Below are 20,030 nucleotides of genomic sequence, written 5' to 3' on the forward strand. Positions count from 1 at the left end.
TAGCCGTCAGCACCTCGTACATACGTGGATTGCCCGCCGGGTGCAAGGGAGCGTCAGGGAGCGTCAAGGGCAGCGTCGCAGCACGGCAACACTCATCCCTTTTCGCTTTTCGACCCTTAAGCTTCGATTAACCCTGTGGTTCTAATGCGGTAAGAGGGCTGCCTCGGAGGCGTCGAATCGTTGGCTAACCGCGCAAATCACCGGGTTTTGCTGGGGTGCGGCCTGTTGTGCGCCGCAGCATTGGCGTGTGCCAATTTCATCACCCCGAGCGCTGCGCAGGGGCCTTCGCCTGGACCCGCTGCGGCAAGCGCCTCGAATTTTCCGGTGGCCTCCGATGCAAGGCTGGCCGGCGACAGCAAACAAACCCGCTTCGTCCTCGATCTCGACAGGCCGATCCAGTTTCGCGCCTTTGCGCTGGCCGATCCCTATCGCGTGGTCGTCGATATTCCCCAGGTCAGCTTCAAGCTGGCCGCGGCCACCGGCAGCACGGGGCGCGGGCTGGTCAAGGCGTTCCGCTATGGCCTCGTCATGCCGGGCGGTTCGCGAATCGTGTTTGACCTGACGGGACCGGCCAAGGTCGCCAAATCCTATGTGCTGGAAGCGGCCAACGACCAGCCGCCGCGGCTGGTGCTGGAGCTGGAAGAGGTGGACCGGACCGCCTTCGTGCAATTGCTGGCGCCCGAGAATCGCCCCGAACTGAGGCCGGCGATTGCTTCCGCCAATGCCGCGGTTGGGCCGGACGATGCACCGGCGGCGGCAAAGTCCGCGCAGGCGCAGGATACCCGACCCCTGATCGTGATCGATCCCGGCCATGGCGGCATCGACAACGGCACCCAGGCCGGCGGCGAGATGGAAAAGAATCTGGTGCTGGGATTTGGCCTCGCGCTGCGCGATCGCATCGAGAAATCAGGCAAATACCGCGTCGTCATGACCCGTACGGACGATACGTTCATTCCACTGAACGACCGCGTGAAGGTCGCGCGCACCCAGTCGGCCGCACTGTTCGTCTCGATCCATGCCGACGCCCTGCCGCGCCGGGAGGGCGATGCCCACGGCGCCACCATCTACACCTTGTCCGACAAGGCCTCCGACGCTGAAGCCGAGCGGCTGGCCGAGGCCGAGAACAAGTCGGACGCCATTGGCGGCGTCAATCTCACCGACGAGCCGACCGAAGTCGCCGACATCCTGATCGACCTCGCGCAGCGCGAGACCCGAACGTTTTCAAACCGGTTCGCCCGCATCTTGATGGGCGAGATGAAGACCACGGTGCGGATGCACAAGCACCCGTTGAAATCCGCCGGCTTCCGCGTCTTGAAGGCGCCGGACGTGCCCTCGGTGCTGGTCGAACTCGGCTATGTCTCGAACAAGGGCGACCTCGAGCTTCTGATGTCGGAGAACTGGCGGAACAAGACCGTCGGATCGATGGCGCAGGCGATTGATGCATTTTTCGCCAAACGGCTGGCAACCGCCGGACCCGGCAAATGAAAAGCCGTATGAAAATGCTGATTAAATGCACGCGATGCTGTGAAGGAAGCCCTAGTTTGGCCACAGCGGCAGCGGTATAGAAAACTACCGCAGGGTCTTCGGAATCGGCCATTATTGTCCGTCGGCCCCTTTATTGTTGGTACGCGCAACGACGGGTCCGTCGGGCGAGGGCTTGAGCGCTTCGATTTGCGCTTGGATTTTGATGGCAAGGCAGACGCCGCAAGTCACGGCGCAAGGGTTGGAACGGAACTTCGATCATGCGCTTGCTGGTGCGGTTTTTGGGATTCTTGTTCGCTGCCGGAACCGTGGTGTTCCTGGTGGGCGTCGCCGGCGTCGCCGGCGCGATCTGGCATTTCTCCAAGGACTTGCCGGATTATTCGCAGCTTCAGGATTATGAACCGCCTGTGATGACGCGCGTGCACGCCTCAGACGGCGCGCTGCTCGGCGAGTATTCCAAGGAGCGCCGACTCTATCTGCCGATCCAGGCGGTGCCGAAACTCGTCATCAACGCGTTCCTCGCCGCCGAAGACAAGAACTTCTACGAGCATGGCGGCATCGACTTCACCGGCATGGCGCGCGCGGCGGTGCTGTATGCGCAGAACTACGGCTCCAACCGCCGGCCGCAGGGTGCGTCGACCATCACCCAGCAGGTCGCAAAGAACTTCCTGTTGACCAATGAGGTCTCCTTCGCCCGCAAGATCAAGGAAGCCTTGCTGGCGATGCGTATCGAGCGCGCCTATTCGAAGGATCGCATCCTCGAACTCTATCTCAATGAAATCTATCTCGGTCTCGGCGCCTACGGCATCGCGGCGGCGTCGCTGGTCTATTTCGACAAGTCGGTGAACGAGCTTACGATCTCGGAAGCCTCGTATCTGGCGGCGCTGCCGAAAGCGCCGGCGGCGCTGCATCCGGTGCGCAACCGCGACCGCGCGATCGAACGCCGTAACTACGTCGTCGATCGTCTCGTCGAAAACGGCTGGATCAAGCAGGCCGATGCCGACAAGGCGCGCAAGGATCAACTCCTGGTCACCAGCCGCGGTACCGGCGCGCATATCTTTGCCGGCGAGTATTTCGCCGAGGAAGTCCGGCGCGACATCTTCGAACGTTACGGCGAAAAGAAGCTCTATGAAGGTGGCCTCTCGGTCCGGGCGACGCTCGACCCGAAGATGCAGGTGATGGCGCGCAAGACCATGGCGGCCGGCATGGTCAATTACGATGAGGCGCAGGGCTGGCGGGGTGCGCCAAGCAAGCTCGACATTACCGGCGATTGGGGCGTGAAGCTGGCCGACGTCAAGGCGCTGAGCGATATCTCGCCCTGGCGGATGGCTGTGGTGCTGGAGACCAGCGACCAGTCGGCCCGGGTCGGTTTCCAGCCCGGCCGCGAGCTCGGCGGCGCCGTCGCCAAGCAACGGCAGACCGGCATCATCACCATCGATGGCGTCAAATGGGCCAAGGCTGCGTCGGGGCCGACCAAGGGCAGAACGCCGACATCGGTCGCGCAAGTGCTCGCACCGGGCGACGTGATTTATGTCGATCCGCTGTTCGGCAAGGACGGCAATCCGGTGGAGGGGCAGTATCGCCTGCGCCAATTGCCTGAAGTGTCGGGTGCGATGGTGGCAATGGATCCCTGGACCGGCCGCGTGCTGGCCATGGTCGGCGGATTCTCGTTCGACCAGAGCCAGTTCAACCGCGCGACGCAGGCGTACCGGCAGCCGGGTTCCTCGTTCAAACCGCTGGTCTATTCAGCGGCCATGGACAATGGCTACACGCCGTCGACCGTGGTGGTCGACGCACCGATCGAAATCGATCAGGGGCAGGGCGCCGGCGTCTGGCGCCCGGAAAACTATTCGTCCGGCAAGTACAACGGTCCGGTGACGCTGCGCAATGCGCTGCGGCAGTCGCTCAACACGGTGACGGTGCGGCTGGCGCAGGACATCGGCATGCCCCTGATTGGCGAATATTCGCGGCGCTTCGGCGTTTACGACGAACTGCCGAACTATCTGTCCTATTCGCTTGGCGCCGGCGAAACCACGGTCATGCGCATGGTCACGGCCTATTCGATGTTCGCCAATGGCGGCCGCCGCGTGAAGCCGACTTTGATCGATCGCATCCAGGACCGCTACGGGCACACCATCTACAAGCATGACGCGCGCGAATGCCGCGGCTGCGACGCGCCCGGCGGCTGGAAGAATCAGCCCGAACCGCAACTGGTCGACCGCCGCGAGCAGGTGCTCGATCCGATGACGGCCTATCAGATCACCTCGATGATGGAATATGTCGTGCAGGCCGGCACCGCGACTGTCGTGAAGGAAGTCGGCAAGCCGATCGCCGGCAAGACCGGAACCACCAACGATGCGAAGGACGCGTGGTTCATCGGCTTCTCGCCGGACCTCGTGGTCGGCATCTATGTCGGCTACGACAAGCCGCGCACCCTCGGTGGCAAGGCGACCGGCGGTGCGCTGGCCGCGCCGATCGCACGCGACTTCCTCAAGCTCGCGCTCGCCGACAAGGCCGCGATCCCGTTCAAGGTGCCGGCCGGAATCAAGCTGGTTCGCGTCGATGCCAAGAGCGGCATGCGCGCAGGTCCCGGCGAAGGTGGCCGGACCATCCTGGAAGCCTTCAAGCCGGGTACAGCTCCGCCGGATAATTACTCCGTCATTGGCGTGGCCGATGCCGATGGGCGCGCCCCGCAGGGATATCAAGGCGGATATCAGGGGGGATACCAGTCGCCCGACTCCGGCCACATCATGCGGCCCGGCGGGCTGTACTAGGCTCGTTGGTGTGAAGAAACTGCTTGGGACCGAACCCCAGGCGGATTGCGCTTTGTGAGAGACGCCGCTACATCCCTGCGAACACTAACTCTATATCTTGACGCGTTTTCTTCACGCGAACCAGTACCCACTTCGCTTGAAAACGCTATATTAGCGGTTTGCACCGCAGATCAGAGACACCATGCGCGCCGAAGTCGAACGCCTCGTTGAAGAGATCAAGCAGTCAGTCGGGCTGCTGAGGAGGCATCTTTGACGTCGAACAGTCCACGGCACGGCTAGCCGAGCTGAACAAGCTCGCCGAAGATCCCAATCTCTGGAACGATCCACAGAAGGCCCAGAAGCTGATGCAGGAGCGCACCTCGCTGGAGGATGCGCTGCAGGGCATCGGCAAGGTCGAGCGCGAACTCAGCGACAATGTCGAGATGATCGAACTCGGCGAAGCCGAGAACGATGCCGGTGTCGTCACCGAAGCCGAGAACGCACTGAAGGCGCTGAAAAAGGAAGTGGCGCGCCGCGAGCTCGAGGCGCTGCTGTCGGGCGAGGCGGACCGGTTCGATTCCTATCTCGAAGTCCATGCCGGCGCGGGTGGCACCGAAAGCCAGGACTGGGCCGAGATGCTGCTGCGCATGTATACGCGCTGGGCCGAGAAGCACGGCTTCAAGATCGAATATCTGGAAGAAACACAAGGCGAAGAAGCCGGCATCAAATCCGCCACCATCCAGATCTCGGGCCACAACGCCTATGGCTGGCTCAAGACCGAGGCGGGCGTGCACCGGCTGGTTCGGATATCGCCGTACGATTCCAACGCGCGCCGGCACACCTCGTTCTCGTCGGTCGCGATCTTTCCCGTGGTCGACAACAGCATCAAGATCGACATCGCGGAGTCCGACGTGCGCACCGACACCATGCGCTCCGGCGGTGCCGGCGGTCAGCACGTCAACAAGACCGAATCCGCGGTGCGGCTGACGCATATTCCGACCGGCGTCGCCGTGGTCTGTCAGGCCGGCCGCTCGCAGCACAAGAACCGCGCGCAGGCCTGGGACATGTTGCGCGCGCGGCTCTACGAAATCGAGCTGAAGAAGCGCGAGGAACAGGCCGCGGCCGATCAGGCCGCCAAGACCGATATCGGCTGGGGTCACCAGATCCGCTCCTACGTGTTGCAGCCCTACCAGATGGTCAAGGATCTGCGCACCGGTGTGCAGACCTCGGACACGTCGGGCGTGCTCGACGGCGATCTCGATGAGTTCATGGCCGCGACGCTGGCACAGCGTGCGTTCGGCACCTCGCCCGGTTCGGTCGAGGATGTGGATTAACCCATGACAATTTGCCCATGACGACAGTCGCTTTCATCGGCCTCGGCCGCATGGGGCACGGCATGGCGGGCCGCTATCTCGATGCCGGCTTTTCGGTTGCGATCTGGAATCGCAGCAAGGCGAAAGCCGAAGATCTGATCACGCGCGGCGCGCGCTGGGCGGCCTCACCGGCAAACGCGGCCGATGGCGCGGATGCCGTCGTCACCATGGTCGCCGATGACGGAGCGTCTCGCGCCGTGTGGCTCGGCCAGGATGGCGCGGCCGCGAAGATGAAGCCCGGCACGCTGGCGATCGAATGCTCCACGGTGTCGTACCAGCACGCGCTCGACCTGGCGCGTGAACTGCGCGGGCGCGAGTTGTTCTACATCGATTGCCCCGTCACCGGCCTGCCGAGCGCGGCGGCCGCCGGGAAGCTGACGCTGCTGGTTGGCGCCGACACAGCTAATCTCGATCGGGCAAAACCATATCTGGCGCCGATCAGCGACGTAGTCCGGCACTTTGGCGCTGTCGGCACCGGCACCGTCTTCAAGCTGATCAACAATCTGATGGGCGCGGTGCAGATCGCAAGTCTGGCCGAAGGCATCGCGATGGCCGAGCAGGCAGGGCTGGACATGAACCTCGTGGCGGAAGCGCTGGCGACCGGCGCGGTCGCGAGCCCGCAGGTGATCCGTCATTCAAAGCGCATGGTGGCGCGCGATTTCTCCGGCGCGTCGTTCACGGCGGCGCTCCGCCACAAGGATGCCGCCTATGCGGTGCAGTTGGCCGAAAGCCTGCTGGCCCGAACGCCGCCGGTCGGCCGCGCCGCGGTGGAAGCCTATGCCCATGCCAAGGCCGAGATGCCCGACGACGACGAAGGCAGGATGATCGAGATCGTGTCGCGCCCGAAATAGGCGCGTACGTGTTCGGAAATCGGGTGGGCAAGGCTCGCGGGCCGGAATAGATCTGCGCCGAATGCAGATATGAGCCGTACATGACCACCGCCGACAACCGGATCGACGCCCGCGACTGGTCGCTGCTCGGCGTGCTTTCGATCCTGTGGGGCGGCTCGTTCTTTTTCAACGGCGTGGTGCTGCGCGAATTGCCGCCGTTGACACTGGTGCTGCTGCGCGTGGCGCTGGCCTCGATCATCCTGCTGCCGCTGCTATGGGTCTACCGGATCGATTTTCCAAAAGGCATTGCAGGCTGGAAGCCGTTCTTCGCGATCGGGCTTTGCAACAACGTGCTGCCGTTCTCGCTGATCGTGGCGGGGCAGACGACGATCCCGAGCGGGCTGGCCTCGATCCTCAACGCCACCACGCCGTTGTTTACCGTTGTGGTGATGGCGGCGGCCGGTGAAGAGAAGCTGCAGGTGCGGCGGATCGCGGGCGTCGTGGTGGGCTTGATCGGCGTCGTCATCCTGCGTGGCTGGAGTTTGGACGGCGACGGATTCTGGAGCGGGCAGGGCATCGGCATCCTGCTCTGCCTCGCCGGCGCGTTCAGCTATGGCCTGTCGGCGCTCGTGGCGCGACGGCTGCTGTCGAACTCGCCGCCGCTGGGGACGGCGACGTTTCAGTTGCTCGCTTCGAGCGTCATAATGGTGATTGTCGCCGGCTTCGCCGAACGCCCCTGGCAATTGCCGATGCCAGGCGTTGCGACGTGGCTTGCGGTGATCGGTCTGGCTGTCCTGTCGACGGCGCTGGCCTATATCGTGTTCTTCCAGATCCTGCGGCGCTCCGGCGCCACCAATGTCATGCTGGTGACGCTATTGATTCCGGTCACCGCCATCGTGCTCGGCTATCTGGTGCTGGGCGAGCAGATTTCGCCGCGCGAGATCGCGGGCGCGCTGGTGATCGGCAGCGCGCTGCTGTTGATCGACGGGCGGGTGCTCGGGTTGGTTCGACGGCCGGCTGCCATAGGATAGATGGCGCTAGCCGTTGTTTTCGGTGAATTTCTTGTAGATCCAGCGCCTGCCGTCATGGCGCCGCCAAACCTTGCCGGTCAGCAACCGTCCGGTGATGGATCGCCGAGGAATGAAAATCTTCCGCAAGTGCCAGACTTCGGCCCAGGCGGGCTTCGGACTGAGGCTCAATATTCGTAACCGCTCCTGGCTTTCCGCATGCATGGCGCGCGCTCACGATTTAACGAGGCCGCCGGGCGGAAAATGATCGCCCGACGGCGAAGTTAACAGGGGTTGGAACGAACAAATCGTCCACTGCATGCACGATAGCCCGCGGCGGTCGTGATGCAATTGAAGTCGCTGGTTAAGCTAACCTGTCAACCTTACCGGCGGCTCTTCCATTGCGCGAACCAGCTTGAAAATCTTCCGTTGTTGCGCTCGCCGCCGTGCCAGGCGGCATAGACCGCGCCGTTGTCTGCCACCAACACGACGGCATCGAGGCCTTTGGAACGGCGCAGCGTGTCGATGGCTTGCTGCGGCGTTTGCGCGATTGGACCTGCGACATTGAAGGACGTGTTGACGGATATCTCGACGCCGATGTGACGGCCGAGCGCCTTCAGATAAGCGTGGGTGAGGGGATCGTCATCCGCATTGACGATCTGAATCCGGCCGGTGCCGTCGGCATGAATCACGGCCGGAATCTTGTCGCGTGCGCCCGGCTTCGATTGCGCCGTCAGCACCATGTAATTGTAGGCGTTGTAACCGGCATCGGAGGCGCCCGGCAGCAGCTCGAAATATTGGTGGGCAGCTTCCAGCGTTGCCATCGGCGCCAGCGGGCGGATCGCCTCGCGGTATTTGACGCGCTCGTTGAGCCGCTCTCGCGCGTTGTGGTCACAGGGATTGGCGAGGATCGAGCGGTGGCCGAGCGCGCGCGGTCCGGTCTCGGCGGCGCCCTGATAGAGCGCAATCACGCCGCTCTGCGCGACCACAAACGCCATCAGGTCGGCGACGGCGTCGCGTCCATCAGCGGTCGAGATATCACCAATGCGCTGCGAGGCGATGTCATCGGCTTCCAGCGCGCTCGCAATGGCTTCATTTGACGGCGGCAGGCCGCAATAGAACGCATGCGTCATCGGCGCGCCGCGCGGGGCGCCCGCCAGATGCGCGAACAGCCACGCCGCGCCGATGGTGACGCCGGGATCGCCGGGCACCGGCGGCACCCACAGATGCAGGCGCGCCTTGCGCTGCTGGGCGCCGGCGAACCAGGCTTCATTGAAATGTTCGAGCAGGCGCATATTGCCGATCGCGTTCAGCGCGACGCCGCCGGTCAGCACCAGCCGGCTCGCGCCTGTGACGCGCAACAGGTGGTCCACGACATGGATCATGGCGTCCTCGAACACCAGTTGCGTCGCGGCCGCCTTGTCGAGGCGTTCCTTGGTGTCGCGACGGTGATGGATGTCCTCGACACGCAGCACCGCGTCGGGATTCCAGAGCTGCTCGGGCTTGAGCGCTGGTCCAAGGATGTCGGTGAGCGCCGTCTTGTAAGGGTTGTCGAACGGGTCGCAATACCAGTTGGCCATCGCGCGGTTGAGCCTGACTTCGCCGGCTTCGCCGAAGTGCAGGACGTTTCGCAGCCGCGCGTAATACGGATTTGTCGCGCGGTTCATGTCGCCCCAGGCGGCCGCGCCCATATAGCGGCCCTCGCTGGAGAGCCAAGTCCAGCCGCCCTGCGTTGAAGAGATCACGCTGTAGAACGCACCCAATGAATCGAACATGCTGTCGTTGCAGTAGAGCCGGCGCATCTTGCCGTGCTGGACGACGTACAACGAGATCGACCCCTGATCGCCGGTGCCATCGAGCACCGCGACCGCCACCCGCTCGCCGTCGTCGGCGAAGGGCGACGCCGCATAGGAAAACCAGGCATGGTTGTCGTGATGCGGCAGGCAGATCAGCGGCAGGCGTTCGGAAAGCCCCATTTGCTTCGCAAGGATCTTCGGCGTGCGCGTCATCTGGTCGAGACGTCTTCCGTCGAAGCCCGCGGCTTCGGTGGTGCGCAGCAGCTTGAGGCTTTGCGGGATTTCTTCCAGCACCGAGCGTGCCAGTGTTCCCGCCAATGTCGGGTAGTCCCAGCTGGTCAGCCAGGCGTCGATATCGGCGATGTCGCGCCCGATGCCACGCAAGGCTGCAACCATCGCATCGACAGAGGCGCGCGGATATTCCGTCGTGTGCTTGTTGCCGGAAAAACGTTCTTCCTCGTTGTTGAGGATCAGGTGGGGGCCATGGGCCTGCGTTACCTCGACCAGCGCCACGCCCGAATTGTGCGTGCCGGGCGCACCGAGGCCGGCGAGATAGACCGTTTCCCCGCGCGCGAGCTTGTCGCGCACCTGCGCGATGCGCGCATCGGCAAATTTCGAGCCGAGCTGGTGAAAGCCGGCCGCGCCAAACGTCTTCGCCGCCAGCCATCGCGCGGCGCGGAATCCGCCGGCGGCGAGCTTCGGATGTCGGGGACCAATGCGTGTCGTCGGGTTCAATTCCAAGGGGGCCTTGCAGGGGAAACGTGTCGCCATGCATCAATCATAAAAGGCGGCGCGCAACAATGCTGTTTCATCCAGCGGAATAAGCGGCCGCTTGCCAGCCCGCGCGCGGCTTGCGACACTTTGCCGAACGACTTCTTTCCGATCGAGCAGATGCAGCTGATGAAGTTCAACGGCATAAGCGGGGAGCTGTTCGGCGATATCATCGCGGGTGAGGTTGGGCACTAAGCCAGCATTGATTGGTTCAGCTCATCCTGCGCAGGGTCGAGGACGGCGTTTCGCCGAATTTCTTGCCGTAAGCGCGCGCCATGCGGCTGAGATGGGTAAATCCGAGTTCGAATGCGATCTCCGTGATGCTCTCGCCGGGGCGTGCGCTGGTCAGCCGGGCATTGAGGTGCGCCAGCCTGATATCGAGCAGCATCTGCGAAATCGACGTGCCGAAATGGCGGCGGAAGCCGATCTGCAGCGCGCGGATGCCGATGCCGGTGATTTCGGCGAGTTGGGCCAGATCGAGCGGGTCGGCGGCGTGGGCATGCAGACAGTCCCGCGCCCGCCGCAACGGCCGCGGCAGCGTTTCGGCGCGGCCGCCGAACACCTGCATCGCTACGCTCCGGCTGTGGTGCTGACCGTGGAGCAGGGCGCCGAGCAGCGCCTCGCGCAATTCGGCCGCGGCAACCGGTGCCAGGCGGCGGCTGGGTCCGAGATGCTCGGCCAGATCGACCAGGTCAGCGGCCCCTGACAGCAGCTCGCGCCCGCAGGCCTGGTTGAGATCGATCGCCGGCGTAAACTCGACCGCACCCGCCGGCTTTCCTGAAAGCGCTGCGGCCCGCTGTTCGACCAGCCGCCGGTCCACCAGAAGGATGAGTTGGGCGCAATCGCCGTCCCATGTCATCCGCGTTGGGATGGTCGGGGAAAGCAGCGAAGCGCGCGTGCCCGGGCTGCTTTCAACCTCGCAGGCCGCGGTTGCGATCCGCGCTGATCCGTGCAGCGGAATCTGCAGCAGAAAAAAGCGGTCGAGGCAGCCAGGATCGATCGTTACCGTCCCGCCATAGGCGACGTAGTTGATGGAGAACCCGTCGAAGGCGGCGCAATTGTGCAGGGCGTAGAAACCCGGCGCCGACGGGCGGGTGGGCGTCAACTGATGGGGGCAGAAGATGCGTCCGATCGCCTCGGCGGCGGCATCGACATCGCCGGTCGATACGCGGTTGAACGCGGCCAGCCTCGCGTCTCCCACCCTTTCCGCAACGGCTGCGCCCATCGTCCTCACACGGCCTTCGGGTTTGTTTGAACCCTATAATATCTTCGGGGCGGGGGCTTGGAAAGGCGATTTGGCAGCGGATTGTGCCTGATCGTTGCGCAGCCGGCGACATCAGCGCCACGATGATCGTGCGCCGCAACATCACCCGTGCCGTCCAAAAGAAGTTCTTCGGCCCCGATGGCGGATTCGTTTTGCGGCTAGACGGCCGGGTGGGTTCGCCGCAGCCTGCGCAAATACGACTGATCTTGACCGATTAACCATCCAACAGGAGACGGCACATGGCAGCACTCGAAAAGGGGATCACCGCTGATGGCACCGGCTACGGCGGCGTGACCTGGAATATCCTGGGGCAGGTCTATTTCCCGAAGGCGGTGACCGATTCCACCTTCGCCTTCGAGACCAACAGCGACCCCGGCCAGTTCGTGCCGGTCCATATCCATCCGACGCAGGATGAATTCATTCTGGTGCAGGAAGGCGAACTCGATCTCAAGCTCGACGGCGTCTGGGTCAAGGCGAAGGTCGGCGACCTGGTGCGGCTGCCGCGCGGCATTCCGCACGGTTACTTCAACAAGTCAGACAAGCCGGCGCGCGCGCTGTTCTGGGTGTCGCCGATGCAGAAGCTCGAAGCGCTGTTCAACCGGTTGCACAACATGACCGACCCTGCGGAGGTGGTCCGGGTTTCCGCCGAGCACGAGGTGAACTTCCTGCCGCCCGAGGCCAACGAATAGCGGCGCGAGCTTTCACGACGGAGACAACCATGGTCAAGCAAAAGCAGGTCTGCATCATCGGCGCCGGCGTGTCCGGGCTGGCTGCGGCCAAGGCATTTTCGTCGCGCGGACATCGCGTCAGCATTGTCGAGCGCAGCGGCGATCTCGGCGGCGTGTGGGAGCCGGCAAGATCCTATCCTGATGTGCAGACCCAAAGCCCGAAGGAGCTTTACCGCTACACCGACAAGGCCATGCCGGCATCCTATCCGGAATGGCCGAAGGGTCCGCAGGTCCATGCCTATCTTGCCGAATACGCCCGCGATCATGGCCTCGATCGCCTGATCCGCTTCAATACCGAGGTGGTGCAGATGAATAGCCGCCCGGACTCCAAGCCGGGCTGGCGGCTCGACCTTCGCGGCCCCGCCGGCAGCACGCCGGAGGACTTTGACTTCGTCGCGGTTTGCATCGGGCAGTTCAACGAACCGCAGACCCTCAGCCTTCGCGGCGAGGACGCGTTCAAGGCGCAGGGCGGACGCATCCTGCACTCCTCGCAATACAACGATGCCGGCCTCGCCAAGGGCAAGAAGGTGGTTGTGCTGGGCGGCTCGAAATCGGCCACCGACATTGCGGTCAACGCGGTCAATTCCGGCGCCAGCGCGGTCACGCTGGTGTACCGCGAGCCGGTGTGGCGGATTCCCTACTTCATCGGCGGCCTGATCAACTTCAAGCGCATCCTCTACATCCGCGCGCAGGAGGAGATGTTCAAGAGCTGGGGCATCGGCGCGCTGTCGCGGTTCAAGCACGCGGTGGCGAAGCCGTTTGTCTGGGCCAACTGGCGCGGCCTGGAAAGCATGCTGAAGCTGCAGCTCAAGCTGAAGAAATGCGACATGGTTCCGAAGCAGCGCATCGAGGATGGCGTCAATTGCGCGGTGCCGATTGCCACGCCGGACTTCTTTCCGATGGTCGCCGATGGCCGGATCAAGGCGATCCGCGGCAGCTTCGACCATTACGACGGCAACAGCATCGTGATGACCGGCGGCGAGCGCGTTGCAGCCGACCTCGCCATCCTGGCCATCGGCTACAAGCTCGGCGTGCCGTTCCTGCCGCAGGCGCTTCGTGACCGTCTGGTGGACGGCGACGGCCAGTACAGGCTCTACCGGCTGATCGCCAATCCGGATCTGCCGGACATGGGTTTTGTCGGCTTCAACTCCAGTTTCTGCACGGTGCTGTGCGCCGATCTGGCGGCAAACTGGCTGGTCCGTTACGCCGACGGCCAGCTTGCGCAGCAGCCGAGCCCCGCCGAGATGCGTGACAACATCGAACTGATGCTGCATTTCAAACGCGTGGAGCGGCCAGCGGCCGGCGTCTATGGCGGGCTGTGCGTTGCGCCCTACCATTTCAAGCATTTTGACGAGTTGCTCGCCGACATCGGGACAACAACACGCCGGCGCAGCGCGCTGGCGGAGAAATTTACCCCACCCGACGCGGATGCGTATGCGCGGTTTCTCGCTTCTGCACCGGACTACAAGGTATCAGCATGACGCGGGGAGACGGCCAATAACCGAGCTAGGCCGCGCTCCGGCTCGCAGGATTTCCCAACGATCGAGGCCGCCGGATTGTCAGGTGGCCCGGGCGGCTGCGGCGGCGGTGGAATGGGCGGAGGCGGTGGTCGACGATAAGGGCGCGGACGGTGCATTAATACCGCTGGTCGAGGCTCATTTTACTTTTGCATGGGGTTGTTTTCGCGATTTTTTATCTGCGGAGGCGGGAACGGGATCATTGGCGCTTCGCGCTGACCTCTAGCCGGAGCTGAGCCGCACACCGGCGCGCAAAAACTTCTGCGGGTCGACCGCGTCGCCGTCGATCCGTGTTTCATAATGCAGATGCGGACCGGTCGAGCGGCCGGTTGAGCCGACCGCACCGATCACCTGTCCGATCTTGACGACGTCGCCGACCCTGACGTGGATCTCCGACAGATGGCCGTAGCGGGTCGATAGCCCGTTGCCGTGGTCGATCTCGACCATGCGGCCATAGCCGCCCATCCATCCCGATGAAGCCACTTTGCCGTTCGCGGTCGCGCGCACGGGATCGCCGGTCGCGGCGCGGAAATCGAGGCCGGTATGCATCGCCGGCCGACCAAGGAAAGGATCGCTGCGGACGCCGAAGCCGGAGGTAAACTCGACTTCGCCGACGACGGGTTTGCGATAAGGCACCAGCGCCAGCGTGCGATTCAACCGCTCGACCTGGGCACGGGTGGCGTTGATCCGGTTGAGCTGGCGCTCGAACGGGCCGGCATCGGCGCCAAGCTTCACCGGCACGAAGGGGCCGCCGACGCCCGAACGTGGCGTCGCGGCTTCGAGCTGCGCCATGTCGAGGCCGAGATCGGTGAACACGCCGCGCATCCGGCGGACGCGCGATTCCATGCTGTCTTCTACCGAGCTCAGCGCCGCCATCTGGCGCCGCTCGACCTGGTCAAGCGACGTCTGCAGCCGGACCAGGACGTTGTCGACGCCTTGAACCTTGGCGTACTGGTTGGCTTGCTGCTTGGCCACGACCGGAGCGCGCGACTCCAGACGGGCTTCACGATCCGGCGGCGCCACAAAGATCACGGTGTCGCTGATCGGGCTGGGCTTCGGTGTCCCGGAAGCGGGGCTCTCGGCGGCGGCGCCGCGGGCCGGCGGCCGGATCGATCCGGTGGCCGTGCTGTCCGGAATCGAGCCGAGCGCGGTGGCGCGGGATTCCAGCGCGGTTTGGCGCTTCATAATCTGGTCGAGCTTCTGGTCGAACTGTTCCTGGTCGAGCAATTGGCGGCTGGTGGTGCGATCGACCTTGGCGCGCAGCTCGGCGATGCGGTCTTCATAGGCGTACTGCATCTCGGCCTGGCGGGCGATTAGCCGGGTCAGGACGTCGTCGCGAAAGGCGAAATAGGTGGCGGTCGCCGCCGACCACATTCCGAGCACGACGACCGTGCCGACGACGATCCAGAACACCACGGGCCCGAACCGCACCTGCTTGCCGGCATGGACAATGGCATATCCGTCATTGGCCGGGGGCAGCGCCGCGGCCTGCGCCACGGGACGTCGCGCCCGGCTGTCATGGGGATGATGGTGCTGGTGGTACTCGGAATGATGACCGGAACGGTACGACATCGGCTCTCCCGCGCCGGTCGGACAGGGGTTCCGTACGGCTGAATTTGCGAGGCCGATTTGACCCACTCATGGTTAATTTTTGGGAAATGGAACCTGGAAAACTATAATCCTTGCGCTGCGGCCAACACGTCGTCGGCGTGGCCATCGACCCGTACATTGCGCCAGATTTTCGCGATCTTGCCGTCCTTGCCGATCAGAACGGTGGTGCGAAGAATCCCAAGGAAGGTCCTGCCATACATGGATTTTTCGCCCCAGGCGCCATACGCCTCCAGCATCTCATGTTTCTCATCCGAAATCAGAGGAATCGAGAGCTGGTGCTTGTCGCGAAAGGACTCCTGGGCCCGTACGGTGTCGGCGGAGATGCCGAGCACCGCCGTTCCGCTTTCGGCGAAGGCGTCCTTGAGCCGGGTGAAGTCGATCGCCTCCCTGGTGCAGCCGGGGGTGTCGGCGCGGGGGTAGAAGAACAGCACCAGTTTTTGGCCGGCATAATTGGCCAGGGCGACGCTGTCGCCGCCGTCCCGGGGCAGCCGGAAGCCGGGCGCTTTGGCACCTTCAGCCAGCGCAGCCGCCGGTCCGGGCGCGGGGAGCGGTTTTTCGGCCGGCTTGGGAATCGGCCCGGAATCGGATTTCGGCGTCGCCGATAGGTTGGATTTTAACGATTTCGACGCCGGCTTGTGGGATTCTTTGGTCGAAGCGCTTTTGGCTGCTTTGCCTGATTTTGTTGCGACCGCCTTGCCGGCCTTGGCCGCGGGCGCTTTGACTGGAGCTTTCGAGCCACTGCGGGCTGCCTTCGCAGGGATCGTTTTTTGGGCGGATTTCTTGGCAGGCGCCTTCGCGGATGACTTGGCAGGTGTCTTTGCGGGTGTCTTTGCGGATCCCTTGGAGGATTTCTTGCGCGTTTTCTTGGACATACGCCTTCCTTTCGTCGCTTTCGGCGGATCAACCAATAGGGTATTGCGGGTCTTGTCCCGGCCTATCGGATTCGCTCCGGCTGCTGGGCAAGTTTGATGACCTCGGAGTATGGTTACAAGGAATTCGACGCACCACCCGTCCGCTCGTTGACGGCCCATTTGATTAAGTCGGCGATTGAGTCCTTGGGCTTGGCTACGAGTAACAGTATTAATCGAGGATTGGCAGCGATGCCGGCACGGGAGCGCTCGATACAGATCGATGGGCGTGCCTGCGGCGACGATCAACCTCAGCGCCAGCACCGAGAGGCAATGGCTAGGAATAGTTCGCCCCAAAGTCCTGGGCTCCAAGGTTCTGGGCTCAAAGGTCTTGGACCCCAAGGTTCGGGGCGCCAAGATCTTGGGCGACAAGGGTCGAATCCGCGTGCTGAGGCCCAAATCTCGCAATGGGATGACGAGGCCGGCTGGGATACCGACCAGGACGAGGCGGCGCGCCACCGCGCACGGCGGCTATTGTCCCGGTCCAATTCCCGTTTTCACCGTTTCAGCGACAATGTTTCGGCGCTGAACCGATGGATCAGCGGCGAACGTTGGGTCAAGCGCCTATCGGTCGTGATTGCGGTGCTGGCCGTGATCTTTGCCAGCTGCTTCGGCGGGCTTTGGTGGCGGCTCGGCGCCGGCCCGATCAATCTCGACCTGGCGACGCCCTGGCTTGCGAAGGCGATCGAGGAAAATATCGGGCACGGCAATACGGTCGAGGTCGGTGGCACGCAAATCGAGCGTGCCGGCAGAATTCGAATCGCGGTGCGTATCCGCGACATCGTGGTCAGGGATCGCGACCAGGCCATTGTCGCAAGCGCCCCGAAGGCCGAGGTGAGATTATCCGGCACCGCGTTGTTGATGGGGCGGCTTCGCGCCGAGAGCCTCAATCTGGTCGATGCCGAACTCGCGGTACGAATCACGCCGGATGGCCAGGTGACGGTATCGGCTGGTGACACGGCCAAACCATTGGCGACCGGCGTAGCCTCGAAGCGCGACGCTGGCCTGGCGCCCACATTCCCGCGGCCGGCACCGCCGCCTGGCACGCCGGCGCCCGAGACGGCACAGAACGGATTGCTGGCCGGCCTCGATTGGCTCGACAGCCTGAGCCTGACCGGTCTCGACGGACAAAATCTCAACGAGATCGGCTTGAAGAACGGCAATCTGGTCGTCGACGACCAGCAGCGCGGCAACAAGTGGACCTTCGACAATATCAGCATGAGCCTTCGCCGGCCGAACGCCGGTGGGGTGGCGCTGAGCGTTGGCGAGGAGGGCGCCCGGCCATGGTCGCTGCGGGCGGTGATCGGGCCACCGACCAACGGCGTGCGCTCGGTCGATCTGCGTGCCGACAAGGTACCGGCGGCCAATATTCTGCTGGCGATGCGGGTCAAGGATCTCACCTACAGCGCAAACCTGCCGCTGTCGGGTGAACTGAAAGGCGAACTCGGCCGCGATGGCCTGCCGACCTATTTCCGTGGCAAGCTGACCGCTGGTGCCGGCAACATCATCGACAGCGATACGCCCGATTATCCGATGGCGATCGATGCGGCGGAAATGAACGTCGAATGGGATTCCGCGCGGCGCGTTTTGGTCGCCCCGTTCAAGATCGTTTCCGGCGCCAACCGGGTCACGCTGCTCGGCCATCTCGAGCCGCCGAATGGAACCACGACCGAATGGCAGGCCGGGTTGAGCGGCGGCACTATCGTGCTGGCCGGCAATGAGGGCGAACAGCCGCTGATCTTCAATCGCATCGCGATCGGCATGCGCTTCGACACTGACAGGAAGCGCTTTCTGCTGACGCAGGCAGATATCAGCAATGGCGAGATCGGCGTCGCCGGAACCGGCAGCGTCGATTATTCCGGCGAGGCGCGGCTCCAGCTTGGCTTTGCCGGTACGCCGATGTCGGCCTCCGCGCTCAAGCGGATGTGGCCGGTCCTGATCGTGCCGGAAGTGCGCGAATGGGTGATCGAGCGGATCGAACGCGGCACGCTCCAGCGCATCGAGGTCGGCGTCAATTCGCCGGTGCGAAACTTGTCGCGCAAAGGCCCGCCGATTCCCGACGACGGCCTGGCGGTCACTATCACGGCGACCGGCGTGACGGTGCGCCCCGTCGATGACATGCCGGTCGTGCGCGACGCCGACCTGAAGGCACGCGTGACGGGTCGCACCGCTACCGTCAACATCGGCCAGGGCATCGCCGATACGCCGGCCGGTCGCAAGGTCACGATTTCGGATTTCACCTTCGAGGTGCCGGACATGGCGCCGAAGCCATCGCCGTCGAAGGTGAAATTCCGCATGGATGGAACCATTGCGGCCGCGGCCGAGATCCTGGCATCCGATCGCCTCAGCGACGTCTCCGCCAATTTCATCGATCCGAACGCGAGCAAGGGGACAGTGACGGCTAACATCATGCTCGGCATGCCGGTCAAGGGCGTGCTGACCAAGGCCGACACGACTTATGCTGTGACCGCCGATCTCGGCGGGGTCTCCATCGACAAGCTGGTGATGAACCAGAAGCTGGAGGCGAACACGCTGAAGGTCGTTGCCAACAACAACGGCTATCAGGTCAGGGGCGACGTCAAGATCAACGGCCAGCAGGCGTCGCTGGATTATCGCAAGCCGAACGAGGGCGACGCCGATATCAGGCTGTCGGCGACGCTGGATGACGCCAGCCGCGCGCGGCTTGGGCTGGATCTCGGTCCAGCCGTTAGCGGCGCGATTCCAATCAAACTGGTCGGCAAGATCGGCGAGAACGACAGCCGCGTCGGTATCGAGGCCGATCTCACCGCGCTCCGGCTCGACAACATCCTGCCGGGTTGGGTCAAGGTGCCGGGCAGGTCCGGCAAGGCGACCTTCAGCGTCGTCAAAAAGGAGCAGTCGACGCTGTTCCAGGACATCGTCGTCGACGGCGGCGGCGTCTCGATCAAGGGCTCGCTGGAAGTCGACGCGAATGGCGATCTGATGACCGCGAACTTCCCGACCTACTCGCCATCGGAAGGCGACAAGACCTCGCTGAAAGCCGAACGCAATGCCGATGGCATCGTGAAGGTGACGATGCGCGGCGACGTGTTCGACGGCCGCGGCTTCCTCAAATCGGCGATCTCGGGCAAGGAGGCCGACGCCAAGAAGACCAAGAACATCGACTTGGATATCGACGTCAAGCTCGGCGCGGTCGCCGGCCATAATGGCGAGGCGCTACGCAGCGTCGATGCCAAGATGTCCCGGCGCAATGGCGTCATCAAGGCGTTTGCGATGACCGGCAAGGTCGGGCGCGATACGCCGGTGACCGCCGATTTGCGCGGTCGTGTTCAGGGGCAGGGGCGTGACCTGATCATTCTGCAGACCAATGACGCCGGCGCGTTCCTCCGCTTCACCGACACCAACTCGAAGGTCTTCGGCGGTCAGCTCTCGCTCGCGATGGAGCCGCCGACGGTCGAACCATCAGCCAAAGATGGCCTGATCAATATCCGCGACTTCTCCGTCAAAGGCGTCCCTGAACTGGAGCGCGCGGCAGCGGGTGGACCGGCAGGCGTACAAAACGGCGTGTCGTTCTCGGCGTTGCGCGCGGAATTCACCCGGCAGAGCGGACACCTCACGATCCGGGACGGCGTCGTGAAGGGCCCGACGATCGGCGCCACCATCGAAGGCACGCTCGACTATATCGGCAACTCCGTACGCATGAGCGGGACCTTCGTTCCGATGTACGGACTCAACAATATGTTCGGCCAGATTCCCGTGCTCGGCCTGTTCCTCGGCGGCGGCAGCAATGAGGGCCTGATCGGCGTCACCTATGAGGTCGTCGGCACGCCGGCCGCGCCGGTGCTGCGCGTCAATCCAATTTCAGCGATGGCGCCCGGCGTGCTGCGCAAGATCTTCGAATTCAACACCGGCAAGCAGAACAACCCGATCGAATTCCCGCCGACCAATAATTAGGGCGTGAGCTGTTGAGAGATTTTGCCATCAGCGATTGATCTGGCCAATCGGCATCGT

The 20,030-nt window shown here is 63.7% G+C and carries 14 protein-coding genes; 8 read left to right on the forward strand and 6 right to left on the reverse strand.

The annotated features are described in order from the left end of the window. Positions 1–180: 180 nt before the first annotated feature. The 5 genes from JQ609_RS12945 (at position 181) to JQ609_RS12965 (ending at position 7,469) form a co-directional block, all read left to right on the forward strand. Complete coding sequence (locus JQ609_RS12945) at positions 181–1,485, forward strand: N-acetylmuramoyl-L-alanine amidase (protein ID WP_212273706.1); 1,305 nt, start codon at positions 181–183, stop codon at positions 1,483–1,485. Positions 1,486–1,742: 257 nt separating this feature from the next. Further along, the gene (locus JQ609_RS12950; protein WP_212206734.1) at positions 1,743–4,256 is read left to right on the forward strand and encodes a penicillin-binding protein 1A; all 2,514 of its coding nucleotides are present in this window, start codon (positions 1,743–1,745) and stop codon (positions 4,254–4,256) included. 181 nt (positions 4,257–4,437) lie between these two features. Then, positions 4,438–5,569 (forward strand): peptide chain release factor 2 gene (prfB, locus tag JQ609_RS12955; protein ID WP_212206736.1). Its coding sequence is split into 2 segments (ribosomal slippage): positions 4,438–4,506 and positions 4,508–5,569, totalling 1,131 coding nucleotides; the frame shifts between segments, so codons are not numbered across the junction. Positions 5,570–5,586: 17 nt separating this feature from the next. Next, on the forward strand, positions 5,587–6,459 hold the full coding sequence (locus tag JQ609_RS12960) for an NAD(P)-dependent oxidoreductase (protein ID WP_212273707.1): 873 nt from the start codon (positions 5,587–5,589) through the stop codon (positions 6,457–6,459). Between the two features lie 80 nt (positions 6,460–6,539). Further along, positions 6,540–7,469: a DMT family transporter gene (locus JQ609_RS12965; RefSeq protein WP_212273708.1), complete on the forward strand. Its 930-nt coding sequence runs from the start codon at positions 6,540–6,542 to the stop codon at positions 7,467–7,469. A 6-nt stretch (positions 7,470–7,475) separates the two neighbouring features. Here JQ609_RS12965 and JQ609_RS12970 read toward each other — a convergent pair whose 3' ends face one another. From JQ609_RS12970 to JQ609_RS12985, 4 genes are all read right to left on the reverse strand, one after another. Continuing rightward, on the reverse strand, positions 7,476–7,670 hold the full coding sequence (locus JQ609_RS12970) for a hypothetical protein (protein WP_212206742.1): 195 nt from the start codon (positions 7,668–7,670) through the stop codon (positions 7,476–7,478). A gap of 158 nt (positions 7,671–7,828) precedes the next feature. Next, positions 7,829–10,012, reverse strand: a complete 2,184-nt coding sequence (locus tag JQ609_RS12975) for a carbamoyltransferase C-terminal domain-containing protein (protein ID WP_212273709.1) — start codon at positions 10,010–10,012, stop codon at positions 7,829–7,831. Positions 10,013–10,015: 3 nt separating this feature from the next. Then, on the reverse strand, positions 10,016–10,204 hold the full coding sequence (locus JQ609_RS12980) for a hypothetical protein (protein ID WP_212273710.1): 189 nt from the start codon (positions 10,202–10,204) through the stop codon (positions 10,016–10,018). Between the two features lie 19 nt (positions 10,205–10,223). Then, a complete protein-coding gene (locus JQ609_RS12985) occupies positions 10,224–11,237 on the reverse strand; it encodes an AraC family transcriptional regulator (protein WP_212273711.1) in 1,014 nt (337 codons plus the stop codon). A 278-nt stretch (positions 11,238–11,515) separates the two neighbouring features. Between JQ609_RS12985 and JQ609_RS12990 the strand changes: the two genes are divergently transcribed. Both JQ609_RS12990 and JQ609_RS12995 read left to right on the forward strand, forming a co-directional pair. After that, a complete protein-coding gene (locus JQ609_RS12990; protein WP_212273712.1) occupies positions 11,516–11,965 on the forward strand; it encodes a cupin domain-containing protein in 450 nt (149 codons plus the stop codon). 29 nt (positions 11,966–11,994) lie between these two features. Further along, positions 11,995–13,485, forward strand: a complete 1,491-nt coding sequence (locus JQ609_RS12995) for an NAD(P)/FAD-dependent oxidoreductase (RefSeq protein WP_212273713.1) — start codon at positions 11,995–11,997, stop codon at positions 13,483–13,485. Between the two features lie 258 nt (positions 13,486–13,743). Here the strand turns inward: JQ609_RS12995 and JQ609_RS13000 are convergent, their stop codons facing one another. Next, on the reverse strand, positions 13,744–15,093 hold the full coding sequence (locus tag JQ609_RS13000; RefSeq protein ID WP_212273714.1) for a M23 family metallopeptidase: 1,350 nt from the start codon (positions 15,091–15,093) through the stop codon (positions 13,744–13,746). Between the two features lie 101 nt (positions 15,094–15,194). Further along, a complete protein-coding gene (locus tag JQ609_RS13005; RefSeq protein ID WP_212273810.1) occupies positions 15,195–16,004 on the reverse strand; it encodes a peroxiredoxin in 810 nt (269 codons plus the stop codon). A 228-nt stretch (positions 16,005–16,232) separates the two neighbouring features. Here JQ609_RS13005 and JQ609_RS13010 point away from each other — a divergent pair, with 228 nt between their 5' ends. Continuing rightward, the gene (locus JQ609_RS13010; protein WP_212273715.1) at positions 16,233–19,973 is read left to right on the forward strand and encodes a DUF3971 domain-containing protein; all 3,741 of its coding nucleotides are present in this window, start codon (positions 16,233–16,235) and stop codon (positions 19,971–19,973) included. Positions 19,974–20,030 lie beyond the last annotated feature (57 nt).

It is taken from the genome of Bradyrhizobium sp. AUGA SZCCT0169 (assembly GCF_018130085.1).
Lineage (GTDB): Bacteria > Pseudomonadota > Alphaproteobacteria > Rhizobiales > Xanthobacteraceae > Bradyrhizobium.

Coding starts and splice junctions, on each gene's coding strand:
- JQ609_RS12990 (WP_212273712.1), top strand. CDS start 11,516: ATGGCAGCACTCGAAAAGGGGATCACCGCTGATGGCACCGGCTACGGC.
- JQ609_RS12960 (WP_212273707.1), top strand. CDS start 5,587: ATGACGACAGTCGCTTTCATCGGCCTCGGCCGCATGGGGCACGGCATG.
- JQ609_RS13005 (WP_212273810.1), bottom strand. CDS start 16,004: ATGTCCAAGAAAACGCGCAAGAAATCCTCCAAGGGATCCGCAAAGACA.
- JQ609_RS12965 (WP_212273708.1), top strand. CDS start 6,540: ATGACCACCGCCGACAACCGGATCGACGCCCGCGACTGGTCGCTGCTC.
- JQ609_RS12975 (WP_212273709.1), bottom strand. CDS start 10,012: ATGGCGACACGTTTCCCCTGCAAGGCCCCCTTGGAATTGAACCCGACG.
- JQ609_RS13000 (WP_212273714.1), bottom strand. CDS start 15,093: ATGTCGTACCGTTCCGGTCATCATTCCGAGTACCACCAGCACCATCAT.
- JQ609_RS12970 (WP_212206742.1), bottom strand. CDS start 7,670: ATGCATGCGGAAAGCCAGGAGCGGTTACGAATATTGAGCCTCAGTCCG.
- JQ609_RS12985 (WP_212273711.1), bottom strand. CDS start 11,237: ATGGGCGCAGCCGTTGCGGAAAGGGTGGGAGACGCGAGGCTGGCCGCG.
- JQ609_RS12995 (WP_212273713.1), top strand. CDS start 11,995: ATGGTCAAGCAAAAGCAGGTCTGCATCATCGGCGCCGGCGTGTCCGGG.
- JQ609_RS13010 (WP_212273715.1), top strand. CDS start 16,233: ATGCCGGCACGGGAGCGCTCGATACAGATCGATGGGCGTGCCTGCGGC.
- JQ609_RS12950 (WP_212206734.1), top strand. CDS start 1,743: ATGCGCTTGCTGGTGCGGTTTTTGGGATTCTTGTTCGCTGCCGGAACC.